Origin of the sequence: Chimaeribacter californicus (assembly GCF_002858675.1) — a bacterium.
In the GTDB taxonomy this organism is placed as follows: Bacteria; Pseudomonadota; Gammaproteobacteria; order Enterobacterales; family Enterobacteriaceae; genus Chimaeribacter; species Chimaeribacter californicus.
In genome coordinates, this window is the sequence record NZ_PJZF01000022.1 from 57,888 (window position 1) to 71,002 (window position 13,115).

The 13,115-nt window shown below is 56.3% G+C and carries 12 protein-coding genes, 4 tRNA genes and 3 other RNA genes; 1 reads left to right on the top strand and 18 read right to left on the bottom strand.

The window, feature by feature from the left end; genetic code table 11:
- The first annotated feature begins 105 nt into the window (after window positions 1-105).
- Window positions 106-1,050 (top strand): CDF family zinc transporter ZitB, encoded by a 945-nt coding sequence (gene zitB / locus CYR55_RS19580; protein ID WP_101818035.1) that lies wholly within the window; start codon window positions 106-108, stop codon window positions 1,048-1,050.
- A gap of 36 nt (window positions 1,051-1,086) precedes the next feature.
- On the opposite strand, the gene nadA is transcribed toward zitB, so the two are convergent.
- The 18 genes from nadA to cydA all read right to left on the bottom strand — a co-directional run bounded on the left by nadA (window position 1,087) and on the right by cydA (window position 12,579).
- A complete protein-coding gene (gene nadA / locus CYR55_RS19585) occupies window positions 1,087-2,148 on the bottom strand; it encodes a quinolinate synthase NadA (protein ID WP_101818036.1) in 1,062 nt (353 codons plus the stop codon).
- 257 nt (window positions 2,149-2,405) lie between these two features.
- Window positions 2,406-2,538: non-coding RNA, RtT sRNA (locus tag CYR55_RS19590), on the bottom strand.
- Between the two features lie 67 nt (window positions 2,539-2,605).
- Window positions 2,606-2,738: non-coding RNA, RtT sRNA (locus tag CYR55_RS23635), on the bottom strand.
- Between the two features lie 67 nt (window positions 2,739-2,805).
- Window positions 2,806-2,881: transfer RNA gene (locus CYR55_RS19600), tRNA-Lys, on the bottom strand.
- A gap of 46 nt (window positions 2,882-2,927) precedes the next feature.
- A non-coding RNA gene (locus CYR55_RS19605) (RtT sRNA) lies at window positions 2,928-3,060 on the bottom strand.
- A gap of 42 nt (window positions 3,061-3,102) precedes the next feature.
- Window positions 3,103-3,178, bottom strand: a tRNA-Lys gene (locus tag CYR55_RS19610).
- Window positions 3,179-3,231: 53 nt separating this feature from the next.
- Window positions 3,232-3,307: transfer RNA gene (locus CYR55_RS19615), tRNA-Lys, on the bottom strand.
- Window positions 3,308-3,459: 152 nt separating this feature from the next.
- Window positions 3,460-3,535: transfer RNA gene (locus CYR55_RS19620), tRNA-Lys, on the bottom strand.
- A 171-nt stretch (window positions 3,536-3,706) separates the two neighbouring features.
- Window positions 3,707-4,498 (bottom strand): cell division protein CpoB, encoded by a 792-nt coding sequence (gene cpoB, locus CYR55_RS19625; RefSeq protein WP_101818037.1) that lies wholly within the window; start codon window positions 4,496-4,498, stop codon window positions 3,707-3,709.
- 9 nt (window positions 4,499-4,507) lie between these two features.
- Entirely contained in the window at window positions 4,508-5,032 is a 525-nt protein-coding gene (pal, locus tag CYR55_RS19630; RefSeq protein WP_101818038.1) for a peptidoglycan-associated lipoprotein Pal, read from the bottom strand.
- Window positions 5,033-5,076: 44 nt separating this feature from the next.
- Window positions 5,077-6,369: a Tol-Pal system beta propeller repeat protein TolB gene (gene tolB / locus CYR55_RS19635; protein WP_101818039.1), complete on the bottom strand. Its 1,293-nt coding sequence runs from the start codon at window positions 6,367-6,369 to the stop codon at window positions 5,077-5,079.
- Between the two features lie 129 nt (window positions 6,370-6,498).
- Window positions 6,499-7,848: a cell envelope integrity protein TolA gene (tolA, locus tag CYR55_RS19640; protein WP_101818055.1), complete on the bottom strand. Its 1,350-nt coding sequence runs from the start codon at window positions 7,846-7,848 to the stop codon at window positions 6,499-6,501.
- A gap of 106 nt (window positions 7,849-7,954) precedes the next feature.
- The gene (gene tolR, locus CYR55_RS19645; protein ID WP_101818040.1) at window positions 7,955-8,380 is read right to left on the bottom strand and encodes a colicin uptake protein TolR; all 426 of its coding nucleotides are present in this window, start codon (window positions 8,378-8,380) and stop codon (window positions 7,955-7,957) included.
- A 14-nt stretch (window positions 8,381-8,394) separates the two neighbouring features.
- Entirely contained in the window at window positions 8,395-9,081 is a 687-nt protein-coding gene (gene tolQ / locus CYR55_RS19650; RefSeq protein ID WP_101818041.1) for a Tol-Pal system protein TolQ, read from the bottom strand.
- Window positions 9,078-9,482: a tol-pal system-associated acyl-CoA thioesterase gene (ybgC, locus tag CYR55_RS19655; protein ID WP_101818042.1), complete on the bottom strand. Its 405-nt coding sequence runs from the start codon at window positions 9,480-9,482 to the stop codon at window positions 9,078-9,080. Before ybgC ends, tolQ begins: the two co-directional genes overlap by 4 nt.
- Before the next feature lie 224 nt (window positions 9,483-9,706).
- The gene (gene cydX / locus CYR55_RS19660) at window positions 9,707-9,820 is read right to left on the bottom strand and encodes a cytochrome bd-I oxidase subunit CydX (RefSeq protein WP_101818043.1); all 114 of its coding nucleotides are present in this window, start codon (window positions 9,818-9,820) and stop codon (window positions 9,707-9,709) included.
- Between the two features lie 11 nt (window positions 9,821-9,831).
- A complete protein-coding gene (gene cydB, locus CYR55_RS19665) occupies window positions 9,832-10,971 on the bottom strand; it encodes a cytochrome d ubiquinol oxidase subunit II (RefSeq protein ID WP_101818044.1) in 1,140 nt (379 codons plus the stop codon).
- A 12-nt stretch (window positions 10,972-10,983) separates the two neighbouring features.
- Window positions 10,984-12,579, bottom strand: coding sequence for a cytochrome ubiquinol oxidase subunit I (gene cydA, locus CYR55_RS19670; protein WP_101818045.1), 1,596 nt, complete (start codon window positions 12,577-12,579; stop codon window positions 10,984-10,986).
- Between the last annotated feature and the right edge of the window lie 536 nt (window positions 12,580-13,115).

The following is a 13,115-nucleotide window of genomic DNA, read 5'->3' on the forward strand; positions in this document are numbered from 1 at the left end:
TAGGTTATGCTAACCTCCTCTTTAAGCCACTGATATTTGGTGTTTTGTTATAACATGACACCTTCAGCCGGTGATGTCAGCCCGTCATTTATTATAGGAAATTGTATGCCTCACTCTCATCATCACTCTCATGCCGCCCCGCACACGGGTAACAGCAAACGCCTGCTGTGGGCATTTCTGGTGACAGCCGGGTTTATGGTCGCGGAAGTGATCGGCGGGCTGGTGTCCGGCTCGCTGGCGCTGCTGGCGGATGCCGGCCATATGCTGACCGACTCCGCCGCCCTGCTGATGGCGCTGCTGGCGGTACGCTTCGCCCAGCGCAAACCCAATGCGCGCCACACCTTCGGCTACCTGCGGCTGACCACCATGGCGGCCTTTGTCAATGCTGCCGCCCTGTTGCTGATTGTGCTGCTGATTCTGTGGGAAGCGATCCAGCGCTTTATGTCGCCGCAGCCGGTGCTGGGCGGTACCATGATGATGATTGCGATCGCGGGGCTGGTGGCGAACCTGGTGTCGTTCTGGTTGCTGCACCGCGGCGAAGAGGAGGCCAATATCAACGTGCGGGCGGCGGCACTGCATGTGATGGGGGATCTGCTCGGGTCAGTAGGCGCGATTGCAGCAGCGCTGATCATCCTCTATACCGGCTGGACGCCCATCGATCCGATTTTGTCGGTATTAGTTTCCTGCCTGGTGTTACGCAGCGCCTGGGGCCTGCTGAAAGAGAGCTTTCACGAACTGCTGGAAGGGACGCCACAAGAGATTGATATTGCGGCGCTGCAAAAAGATCTCTGCGGCAACATTCCTGAAGTGCGCAATGTACACCACGTGCACGTCTGGCAGATTGGTGAACAACGGCTGATGACCCTGCATGTGCAGGTGATCCCACCCCATAACCATGATGCGCTGCTGCACAGCATCCAGCATTACCTGCTGGACCACTATAAGATTGGCCATGCCACGATTCAGATGGAGTACCAGCATTGCGACACGCCGGACTGCCTGATCAACGAGGCACCCGCCGCGCACGCCCATCACCACCATCATCACTGACAACAAAGCCACCACGAGGTGGCTTTGTTCTGGGGCTCAGGCCGGGCGGCTAACCGGCTTTTTCAGGTTGGCGGCAAAGGCCAGCATCCGGTTCAGCGGCTTCAGCGCCTGCTCACGCAACGCAGGGGCGACGTGGATCTCATGTTGCGCCCCGCCCCACTCCAGCGCCTCAGACAGCGCCTGCAGGCCGTTCATCGCCATCCATGGGCAGTGTGCACAACTGCGGCAGCTCGCCCCCTCCCCGGCAGTCGGCGCTTCGAACAACTCCTTCTCCGGGCAGGCCTGCTGCATTTTGTAGAAAATCCCGCGATCGGTCGCGACAATCAGCTTACGCTGCGGCAGCTGCTGTGCCGCCTGAATCAGCTGGCTGGTTGAGCCGACGGCATCTGCCATATCTACCACCGCCTGCGGAGACTCCGGATGTACCAGAACTGCCGCATCAGGGTGCAACGCTTTCATCCGGCTTAATGCCTGGGTTTTAAACTCATCATGTACGATGCAGGCACCCTGCCAACAGAGCACATCGGCCCCGGTCTGCTTGCGGACGTAATTGCCCAGATGCCGGTCGGGTGCCCAAAGGATCTTCTGCCCCAGGCTGTCGAGGTGCTCAATCAGCTCCACGGCAATGCTGGACGTGACCACCCAGTCAGCCCGTGCTTTCACTGCGGCAGAGGTATTGGCGTAGACCACCACGGTGCGGTCAGGGTGACTATCGCAAAACGCGGCGAACTCTTCCTCCGGGCAGCCGAGATCCAGCGAGCATTCCGCCTGGAGCGTCGGCATCAGCACCCGTTTTTCCGGGTTAAGGATTTTGGCGGTTTCCCCCATGAACCGCACGCCGGCGACCAGCAAGGTGTTGGCCGGGTGCTGGCTGCCAAAACGCGCCATCTCCAGCGAATCGGCGATGCAACCGCCGCTCTCCTCCGCCAGGGACTGAATATCCGGATCGGTGTAGTAGTGCGCCACCAATACCGCATTCTGCTGTTTCAGCTGTGCCTTGATTTTTTCGCGATAGGCTTGCTTTTGCGCCGCAGTTAACGGGGCGGGCTTAGGCGGGAACGGATAGATATCCACATTTAAATCCAGCACGTCGCTCATGTCATTCTCTCAGGTCAGGTTGCACTATGGCGAACCCATCGCCTGCGTGCCTGTGTTTTATATGCTAAACAAAATAGCGGATTAAAGACACAATGTCGCGGGGAATTATATCAGGTGAAGAGAAATTGTTTAGGGGAGTGATTTGGCGTGCGTAGAAGATAAAACTGGGAAGCTGAGACTTTTGGCAATGCGGTATGAGAAATATGGTGAAGAAGGAATGATCGTGAGTCGTGCAGGATTAAAGTGCTGAGAGATGATGGTGGGTCGTGCAGGATTGACTCGGCCTCTGGCCTCGCCCTTCGGGCAACGCTGGCGCGTTGTCGTCTCGCTTCGCTCGGCTCGAACCTTTGATCAATTGATTAAAAGTCAACTGCTCTACCCACTGCGCTAACGATTTGCCAGGCGGTGAAGATTGGTTTTATGGTGAGTCTTACAGGATTGCGAAACGTTAAGATGATGGTGGGTCGTGCAGGATTGAGTCGGCCTCTGGCCTCGCCCTTCGGGCAACGCTTGCGCGTTGTCGTCTCGCTTCGCTCGGCTCGAACCTGCGACCCATTGATTAAAAGCCAACTGCTCTACCCACTGCGCTAACGATTTGCCAGGCGGTGAAGATTGGTTTTATGGTGAGTCTTACAGGATTACGAAACGTTAAGATGATGGTGGGTCGTGCAGGATTCGAACCTGCGACCAATTGATTAAAAGTCAACTGCTCTACCAACTGAGCTAACGACCCATCGGGTACTGCGGATTTTTTACTGCTTTTAATGCGAATTTTATGATGGTGGGTCGTGCAGGATTGACTCGGCCTCTGGCCTCGCCCTCCGGGCAACGCTTGCGCGTTGTCGTCTCGCTTCGCTCGGCTCGAACCTTTGACCAATTGATTAAAAGTCAACTGCTCTACCCACTGAGCTAACGCCCCATCAAGTACTGCGTGTTTTTTTACTGCTTAATTGATGGTGGGTCGTGCAGGATTCGAACCTGCGACCAATTGATTAAAAGTCAACTGCTCTACCAACTGAGCTAACGACCCATCAGATACTGCATATTCTTTACTTCACCATTACCGCCATTATTTTTTAATAATGGTGGGTCGTGCAGGATTCGAACCTGCGACCAATTGATTAAAAGTCAACTGCTCTACCAACTGAGCTAACGACCCGCTAAGCGGTACTGCTGGAATCATGTGCCAACATCAATGTCAAAATGATGGTGGGTCGTGCAGGATGACTCGGCCTCTGGCCTCGCCCTTCGGGCCAACGCTTGCGCGTTGTTATCCTTCACTTCCTTACATCCACCATCTTCTTTAAATGATGGTGGGTCGTGCAGGATTCGAACCTGCGACCAATTGATTAAAAGTCAACTGCTCTACCAACTGAGCTAACGACCCATAATTCCTTGCTGCCTTAACGTTTTACAGTTGTCTTGGCAACGGCGGCATATATTACTAATTTATCTTCGCAGTGCAACCACTATTTCTTAATGAAGTCATCAACTGCTTGTTCTTCACGCGTTCACGCCCAGAAATCAGGCGAAATGGCCAAATTCTGGGCGCAACGTGCTAGCCGAGCGCGGAAAGACGCTTTTGCGATTGCTTGGCAGCATCCGTGTTCGGGTACTGTTTCTGCACCTGCTGATACACCGCTTTGGCTTTATCTTTCTGCCCTTTATCCTGCATGATCACGCCGACCTTAAACATCGCATCTGCGCTTTTTGGGGATTTGGGGAAGTTTTTGACCACAACTGCGTAATAGTAGGCCGCATCATCCTTCTTACCTTTGTTGTAATACAACTGCCCCAGCCAATAATTGGCGTTCGGCAGGTAAGTGGAATCCGGGTATTGCTTGATAAACGCCTGAAACGCGCTGATCGCCTGATCATATTGTTTCTTTTCCAACGCCAGTGACACCGCATTGTTGTAGTCGGTGTTGGCATCGCCGCTGCTGGCCGGCGCAGACGCCGTATCACCCGCAGAGGAAGAAGAAGGTGCGGCAGCGGCACTGTTCGCATCAGCAGCCGGTGCAGGCGCCGCAGCGGCACCCTGGCTGCTCAGGCTGTCCATTTGCTGATAAATCTGCTTCTGCCGTTCGACAATCTGATTAAGCTGGTACTGATTCTCCTGGATCTGGCCACGAAGGGAGTCCACATCACGTTGGGAATCAGCGAGCTGTTGCTGGAGTTGGGTTAAAAGTTGACTGTGAGCATTGGAGATACGCTCAAGCTGCGTGACACGGTCTTCCACCGAGCCAGAGCCGACATTACTGATTGGCGCCTGGGCAGTAGCGGCCCAGGGGGCCGCTACGCCAACCAGTAACGCCAGACTTAATAAAGAATGTCTGAAGTTACTGCTCATGCGATTCTCTTAGTATACCAGTACGGCACGACGGTTTTTGGCGTAAGCCGATTCGTCATGGCCCAGTACGGCTGGTTTCTCTTTACCGTAAGAAACGATAGCGATCTGGTCTTCAGATACGCCTTTGCCTTGCAGGTACATTTTCACGGAGTTAGCACGACGCTCACCCAGGGAAATGTTGTATTCCGGCGTACCGCGTTCGTCCGCGTGACCTTCGATGGTCACTTTGTAAGACGGGTTGCTGCGCAGGAAGGCTGCGTGTGCATCCAGCATTTGAGCGAAGTCAGAACGGATATCGTACTTGTCCAGGTCGAAGTAAACGATGTTGTTCTTCTGCAGCTCTTGCATCTGGAGACGCGCTTGCTCGTCAGACGACATGTTGCCCGCGCCTGCGCTGCCGTTTTCCATCATACCAGTGCCGCCGGCGCCCATACCAGATTGGTCATTGTTTGCGCTTTTGTTAGAGCTACATGCAGCGATAGCGATAACCGGTAATGCCAGCATCAGCCCTTTCAGCACTTTATTCAGTTGCATCTCTTTGATCCTTTTATTGTTTGCCATACATATTTACACATGCATCACAGATACGGCGACCAGGCAGGGAATTTGACCTGTCCATCGGTTGCCGGAAGACGCGCTTTGAAACGCCCATCAGTCGAGACCAGCTGTAACACGGAACCCAGCCCTTGCGTGGAGCTGTAAATCACCATGGTGCCATTCGGTGCGATACTAGGCGTCTCATCCAGGAACGTGTCCGTCAACGTTTGGACGGCTCCCGTTTCCAGATCTTGTTTAGCGATGTGTTGCGCGCCACCATTGGAACTCACCATTACCAGGAATTTGCCGTCAGTACTGACGTCAGCATCCTGATTCTGAGAACCTTCCCATGTCAGGCGTTGCGGCGCACCGCCATTAATATTGACTTTATACAGCTGCGGACGACCACCCTGATCGGAGGTAAAGGCCAGGTTCTGGCTGTCCGGGAACCAGGTCGGTTCGGTATTGTTGTTACGCCCGTCGGTGACCTGGCTGATCTGGCCGGAACCGAGGTTCATCACGTACAGGTTCAGGCTGCCGCTCTTAGAGAGCGCGAAGGCCAGCTTGCTGCCGTCCGGCGAGAAGGCCGGCGCACCGTTGTGGCGCGGGAATGACGCAATCTGACGGATAGCACCGTTCGACAGGGTCTGAACCACCAGCGCAGAGCGGCCGCTCTCGAAGGTCACATACGCCAGTTTGGTGCCGTCCGGCGACCAGGCCGGGGACATCAGCGGCTGCGGTGAACGGTGAACCACGAACTGGTTGTAGCCATCATAATCTGCTACGCGCACTTCATACGGGAACTGGCCGCCATTGGTCTGCACCACATACGCGATGCGGGTGCGGAACGCACCCTTGATGCCGGTCAGCTTCTCAAAGACTTCATCACTGGCAGTGTGCGCGGCGTAGCGCAGCCACTGCTTGGTGACTTTGTACTGGTTCTGGGCCAGCACGGTACCCGGCGCACCGGAGGTGTCTACCAGCTGGTAAGAAACCAGGTAGTTACCGCCTGCATCCGGCTGGATCTGCCCGACTACCACGGCATCAATGCCCAGTGCTGTCCAGGCGGCCGGCGTCACTTCTGCGGCGCTGGTCGGTTGCTGCGGCATACGGGCCGCATCGATCGGATTGAATTTGCCGCTGTTGCGCAGATCCGCCCCAACGATAGCGCCAATCTCTTCCGGCGCACTGCCCGGGCCTGCCCATTTGAACGGCACCACGCCGATCGGGCGCGCAGAATCCACACCCTGGGTAATCTCAATGCGGACTTCCGCATGAAGAACGGTGGCCCACAACATCAAAAGGCCCATCGCTACTCGAAATGCCTGCTTCATTGTCTCTCCCTTATCTGGACGGTTCTGCCCGCGATAATTTAGCAGAATTTTAACTAACCAACGCACACAAAACTAGAACATTACCCGTGAAACTATAGTAAAAGTCTTAAAAGTTGCTGCGTTATGCGCTTAACGTGGTTTGAAGTCCAGCGGCGCATTCTTAAACACCTCATAAACATCTTTGCTTGGCGGCTTCGGAATTCGTGCCTGCTTGGCGGCCGCTACCGCTGCCTGGCAGAGGGCTGGGTCACCCCCTTCCGGTTTAACGTCAATCAGCAAGCCATCCGGTGCCAGTTTGATGCGCAGTGTACAGGTACGGCCTTTGTACAGCTGGGCGTCATAAAACTTACTCTGAATGGCGGCCTGGATCTGGCTGCCATAGCTGGCGATGTCCGCGCCGGACGCCCCGCTGTTCTTATTCTTGCCCTGCCCTGCCGCACCGGCTGCCCCAGAGGCGTTGCCGCTGGCCGCGCCCCCCGCTTTCGGGGCGTTCTTCGACGAGGCCAGCCCGCCGAACAGGTCATCCACATCATCACTCTGTTTGGCGGCTTCCGCGGCGGCCTTTTTCTTGGCGTCTGCGGCGGCTTTCTTCGCTGCTGCTGCTTTTTCAGCCGCAGCGGCTTTTTCTGCTGCCGCTTTTTCGGCCGCTGCTTTTTCAGCGGCTGCCTGTTTGGCCTCTTCAGCAGCCTGTTTTTTCGCTTCGGCAGCAGCGGCTTTTTTCGCCTCTGCTTCCGCCGCTTTTTTGGCCTCTGCTTCTGCCTGCTTTTTCGCGTCGGCGGCGGCTTTCTTCGCCTCTTCGGCGGCCTGTTGCTTCGCCTCGGCCTCAGCCGCTTTTTTGGCTTCGGCTTCCGCTTGTTTCTTCGCGTCGGCAGCCGCTTTCTTCGCCTCGTCCGCAGCCTGTTTTTTCGCAGCGGCCGCCGCTGCAGCCGCTTCTTTTTTCGCCTGCTCAGCCGCCTGTTTCGCCGCGTCAGCCTGGGCTTTCGCTTCGGCCTTCGCCTGGGCAGCGGCGGCTTCTGCCTGTTTCTGTTGCGCCTGCGCTTTAGCGGCCGCGGCTTCTGCCTGCTTCTGCTGTTCCGCCGCCTGTTTTTGCTGTTCGGCCTGCGCCTGGGCCTGCTTCTGCTGGGCTTCCTGCGCGGCGAGCCGCTCTTTTTCCAGCGCTTTCAGGCGTTGCTGCTCAGCGGCCTGCTTTTGTTGCAGCTCTTCCGCCTGCTGCTCGGCCTTTTTCTGGCGTAACTGAGCCGCGCGCTGGGCGTCGGTTTGCTGTTGCTGCTGGCGGTTATATTGCTGAACCACGGCACCCGGATCGACCATCACGGCATCAATTGCGCTGCCGCCATCTTCACCGCCGCCGCCGCCGCTCATGGACATGTCCTCAGTGAGCGATCCCCAGATCAGCAGGCCAATCAATATGATGTGCAGCACCACCGAAACAATAACGGCGCGTTTTAGCTTATCGTTTTGCTCAGTTGCCTTTACCACAATAGATTCCCAAAACAGGATTACCAAAAAACAAGGTTTTCAACCGCCTTCTCCGTGCGCGTTGAAAACCCGGATAATAAGGGCCGGCACCGGGGCCGGCCTGGCCTTAAATAGGCTGTGTCATTAACCCTACCGAGGTTACACCCGCCTGGTGCAGCATATTCAGCGCCTTAATAATCTCATCATACGGCACATCTTTTGCGCCCCCGATCAGGAACACCGTCTTGGGATTGGTCTTCATCCGATCGGCTGCCTCAGCGATGACCTGCTGCTCCGGCAGTTGCTCCATACGCTGGTGATCGACCACGATGGTATATTGGCCGACCCCGGAGACCTCCACGATAACCGGCGGATTGTCATTGCTGGAGACGGCTTTTGAATCCGTTGCGTCCGGCAAATCAACTTCCACGCTCTGGGTGATGATCGGGGCGGTCGCCATAAAGATCAGCAACAGCACCAGCAACACATCGAGCAGGGGAACAATGTTGATTTCCGATTTCAGTTCGCGGCGACCGCGACGACCACGTGCCATGCTCTCCCCCTACCTTATTTGCTGCTCTCGCTGGAGAATGCCTGACGGTGCAGGATGGCGGTGAACTCTTCCGTGAAGTTGTCGTAATTCTGCTCCAGTTTGTTCACGCGCTGGTTGAGGCGGTTATAGGCCATGACGGCCGGAATCGCGGCGAACAGGCCGATGGCGGTAGCGATCAACGCTTCCGCGATGCCCGGTGCCACCATCTGCAGCGTGGCCTGCTTGACCGCGCCCAGGGCGATAAAGGCGTGCATGATGCCCCAGACAGTACCGAACAGACCGATGTAAGGACTGATGGAGCCGACCGTGCCGAGGAACGGGATGTGGTTCTCCAGCGTTTCCAGCTCACGGTTCATGGAGATGCGCATCGCGCGCGACGCCCCTTCAATCACCGCCTCCGGCGCATGATTGTTGGCGCGGTGCAGCCGGGCAAACTCTTTGAAGCCGGCATAGAAAATCTGCTCAGAGCCGGTCAGGGCATCACGGCGCGTCTGGCTCTCCTGATAGAGACGGGAAAGCTCAATTCCCGACCAGAATTTATCCTCGAACGCTTCCGCATCGCGGGTAGCCGCATTCAGAATGCGTGTGCGCTGGATGATAATAGCCCATGACACCACCGAAAAGCCTATCAATATCAGCATGATAAGCTTCACCAGAAGGCTGGCCTTCAAAAAGAGATCAAGAATGTTCATGTCAGTCACTGCTTAAACTCCGCGACAATAGACTTGGGAAGCGCTATCGGCTTCATTTGGTGTGGGTCGATGCAGGCGATCAGGACTTCTGCACTGCTCAGAAGCGTCCCCTGCGCATCGAAGATTTTTTGAGCAAACGTGAGCGAGGCTCCCCGCAGCGCGGTGATTTCACTCTGCACTTCCAGCATGTCGTCCAGACGTGCAGGGGCAAAGTACTCCACCGTCATGCGCCGGACGGCGAAAGCGACATGTTCAGCCAACAATTGCTGTTGATGAAAATGGTGTTGGCGCAGCATTTCAGTGCGCGCTCTCTCATAAAAGGCAACGTAGCGAGCGTGATAGACCACGCCACCCGCATCTGTATCTTCGTAATAGACACGAACCGGCCATCGGAACAACGGATTACTCACTCTACATCCCGTCCTGCAATTAAACGCGCTTACTATACGCAATGGCATTCAGGTTGGGAATGGGTAGCCAGAGTTACAGAGAAATAATTATCGGTCCAGTCAGGGCGCCATAAATTAATGTAAATTATTAGCAAGAAAAGTTTATTTCCGGCCCGGCCGTGCGCCTGCCGGAACGACAAAGGGAGCCACCGCGGCTCCCTTTGTTTTACGCTTACGGCGTGCCGTTACCGGCCGCTTTTGGCCGCATCAGCGGCCTCATGGTGCTCCAGCGCCAGCGCCGTGATGATGCCGAACGCGCAAGCCAGCAAGGTGCCGAGGATCCAGGCGAAATACCACATCAGTAAGCTCCTTAATAGAGGGAGTGGGTGTTGTTGTCGATGTAGGCTTTGTCGATCCGGCCGAACATCTTGTAGTAAGCCCAGCTGGTATAGGCCAGCACGATGGGCACAAAAATGATCGCCACCACCGTCATCACCCGCAGCGTCAGCAGGCTGGAGGTCGCGTCCCACAGGGTCAGGCTGGCATTCGGCTCAGTGACGGACGGCATTACAAACGGAAACATCGTGACACCGGTGGTCAGGATCACACAGGCGATGGTCAGGGAGTTACTGACGAACGCCCAGGCGCTGCGGTTCAGCCGCGCCATCATGATGGTCACCAGCGGCAGCAGCACGCCCAACAGCGGCAGCGCCCACAGCCCAGGGTGCTGGCGGAAGTTCGTCAGCCAGGCCCCGGCCTGGTGTGCCACCTCTTTGCGCAGCGGGTTAGACTCCGCCCCACGTTCAAGTACCGACGTCACCACATAGCCATCAATGCCGTTGACCAGCCAGATGCCGGCCAGCAGGAACGCCACCATCATCACCAGGGCCGAAAGCTGTGCCGCCGTGCGTGCCCGCAGGTGCAGTTCACCGGTGGTGCGCATCTGCAGATAGGTTGCGCCCTGCGTGACCAGCATCGTCAGGCTGACTATCCCGGCCAGCAGGCCAAACGGGTTGAGCAGCTGGAAGAAGTTGCCGGTATAGAACAGCCGCAGGTAGGCATCCACATGGAACGGCACGCCCTGCAACAGGTTGCCGAAGGCCACGCCGAACACCAGCGCCGGCACAAAGCTGCCGGCAAAAATGCCCCAGTCCCACAGGTTACGCCAGCGGCGGTCATCCAGCTTGGCGCGGTAGTCAAACCCGAGCGGGCGGAAAAACAGCGAGGCGAGCACCAGAATCATCGCGATATAGAAGCCGGAGAACGCGGCGGCATAAACCATCGGCCAGGCGGCAAACAGCGCGCCGCCGGCGGTGATCAGCCACACCTGGTTGCCGTCCCAGTGCGGGGCGATGGCGTTAATCATCACCCGGCGCTCGGTGTCCGTACGGCCCAGAATGCGCAGCAGCACCCCTACGCCCATGTCAAACCCGTCAGTCACGGCGAAACCGATTAGCAACACGCCAATCAACCCCCACCAGACAAGACGCAATACCTCATAATCAAACATCATGGCGCTCCTTTACTGAACCTGTGGCTGGGTGGCGATAAGGGTCGGAACCGGTTCGGTGACCACCGGCTGTTCAAAGTGGTAGCGGCCGGTTTTCAGGCTGCTTGGCCCCAGGCGCGCAAATTTGAACATCAGGTACATCTCAATCACCAGGAACAGGGTGTAAAGGCCGCAGATCAGCAACATCGAGAACAGGATGTCACCGGCGGTCAGGGAGGAGTTGGCCACCGCGGTCGGCAGCACCTCACCAATCGCCCAGGGCTGGCGGCCATACTCTGCCACGAACCAGCCGGACTCAATGGCGATCCATGGTAACGGCATCGCATAGAGCGCGGCACGGTGCAGCCAGCGTTGCCGGCCGATGCGCCCGCGCAGCACGGTAATAAAGGAGACGCCAATCACCAGCAGCATCATCACCCCACAGGCCACCATGATGCGGAATGAGAAGTAGAGCGGTGCCACACGCGGGATGGAGTCCTTCGTCGCCAGTTTGATCTGGGCATCGGTCGCGTCGGTGATGTTATCGGTATAACGCTTCAGCAACATGCCGTAGCCGAGATCCTGTTTGGCCTTGTTGAAGGCTTCCCGCACCGTCGGGTCGGTATTCCCGGCGCGCAGCGCTTCCAGCAGCTGGTAGGCTTTCATGCCGTTGCGGATGCGTACTTCATGCTGGCCCATCAGCTCACGCAGGCCGGTGACCTGCTGGTCTACAGAACGGGTGGCAATGATCCCCAGCAGATACGGGATCTGGATGCTGTAGTTGTTCTCCATGGAGTCCTGATCCGGCAGGCCAATCAGCGTGAAGTTGGCCGGGGCGGGCTGTGTTTCCCACTCGGCCTCAATCGCGGCCAGCTTGACCTTCTGCACGTCGCCCATCTCATAGCCGGACTCATCCCCCAGCACAATCACCGACAGCACCGCCGCCATGCCGAAACTGGCGGCAATGGCGAAGGAGCGTTTGGCGAAAGCCAGATCGCGCCCTTTCAGCAGGTAGTAGGAGCTGATGCCCATAATGAACATCGCGCCGGTACAGTAACCAGCCGCCACGGTATGCACGAACTTCACCTGCGCCACCGGGTTGAACACCAGATCGGCAAAGCTGACCATCTCCATGCGCATGGTTTCGTAGTTGAACTCGGACGCGATCGGGTTCTGCATCCAGCCGTTCGCCACCAGGATCCAGAGCGCCGACAGGTTAGAGCCGAGCGCCACCAGCCAGGTCACGGTCATGTGCTGCACTTTGCTCAGGCGATCCCAGCCGAAGAAGAACAGGCCCACCAGCGTGGACTCGAGGAAGAAGGCCATCAGCCCTTCAATGGCCAGCGGCGCACCGAAGATGTCGCCGACGTAGTGGGAAAAATAGGACCAGTTGGTGCCGAACTGGAACTCCATGGTCAGGCCGGTAGCGACCCCCAGGGCGAAGTTAATGGCGAACAGCTTGCCCCAGAATTTGGTCATATCTTTGTAGATTTGTTTGCCGGAAAGCACATAGACCGTTTCCATGATCGCCAGCAGGAACGCCATACCGAGCGTCAGCGGAACAAACAGGAAATGGTACATGGCCGTAAGGGCAAACTGTAAACGCGACAGTTCGACTACATCCAACATCATGACTCCTTGCCTCTCGCAGGAAGACTTCAACCTATGGCGCGCGGGCAGCAACAGCGAACCCGGTTAACCATCAGTGTGTGCCCAAAAAAATTGCTGCCGGAAACCCCTCCCCTGCCGGCTGGCAAAAAAGCGGAAGGCTCTCGGGTAACAAAGACGATAAACGTATAGTGAGTTAACACGCCGCGCCTGTTTACGGTGAACCCGTTATTACGTGCAGGTGTTTTACATATGGCGCTTTTTAACGGGGGCTATACTACGCCGCCATAACCTTACAATAAATAGGCCAATAGGGAGTTTGTTAACTTTTTATGGCTTGATCAAATTCTCTCAAATAAGCCGAGTATTGAAACTTGATCTAAATCAATTAAAATCAATTCATTTACTTTTGTGCCACACAAAAAATTGCGTTGTGTCATTTTTGTTGCCGGTTTCATTCCCAATGCCTCAATTTGATTTTATTTGTTAACATTGTTAAAAACAGAAACACATTGATAACAACCACATCCCGCGGTTATCGCGCAAATAAAATAGTG

Excerpts from the sequence above, each read along its gene's own strand:
- pal (WP_101818038.1), bottom strand. The coding sequence starts at position 5,032 with ATGCAACTGAATAAAGTGCTGAAAGGGCTGATGCTGGCATTACCGGTT.
- tolR (WP_101818040.1), bottom strand. The coding sequence starts at position 8,380 with ATGGCACGTGGTCGTCGCGGTCGCCGCGAACTGAAATCGGAAATCAAC.
- cydX (WP_101818043.1), bottom strand. The coding sequence starts at position 9,820 with ATGTGGTATTTCGCCTGGATCCTCGGCACCTTGCTGGCTTGCGCGTTC.
- cpoB (WP_101818037.1), bottom strand. The coding sequence starts at position 4,498 with ATGAGCAGTAACTTCAGACATTCTTTATTAAGTCTGGCGTTACTGGTT.
- cydB (WP_101818044.1), bottom strand. The coding sequence starts at position 10,971 with ATGTTTGATTATGAGGTATTGCGTCTTGTCTGGTGGGGGTTGATTGGC.
- tolB (WP_101818039.1), bottom strand. The coding sequence starts at position 6,369 with ATGAAGCAGGCATTTCGAGTAGCGATGGGCCTTTTGATGTTGTGGGCC.
- nadA (WP_101818036.1), bottom strand. The coding sequence starts at position 2,148 with ATGAGCGACGTGCTGGATTTAAATGTGGATATCTATCCGTTCCCGCCT.
- cydA (WP_101818045.1), bottom strand. The coding sequence starts at position 12,579 with ATGTTGGATGTAGTCGAACTGTCGCGTTTACAGTTTGCCCTTACGGCC.
- zitB (WP_101818035.1), top strand. The coding sequence starts at position 106 with ATGCCTCACTCTCATCATCACTCTCATGCCGCCCCGCACACGGGTAAC.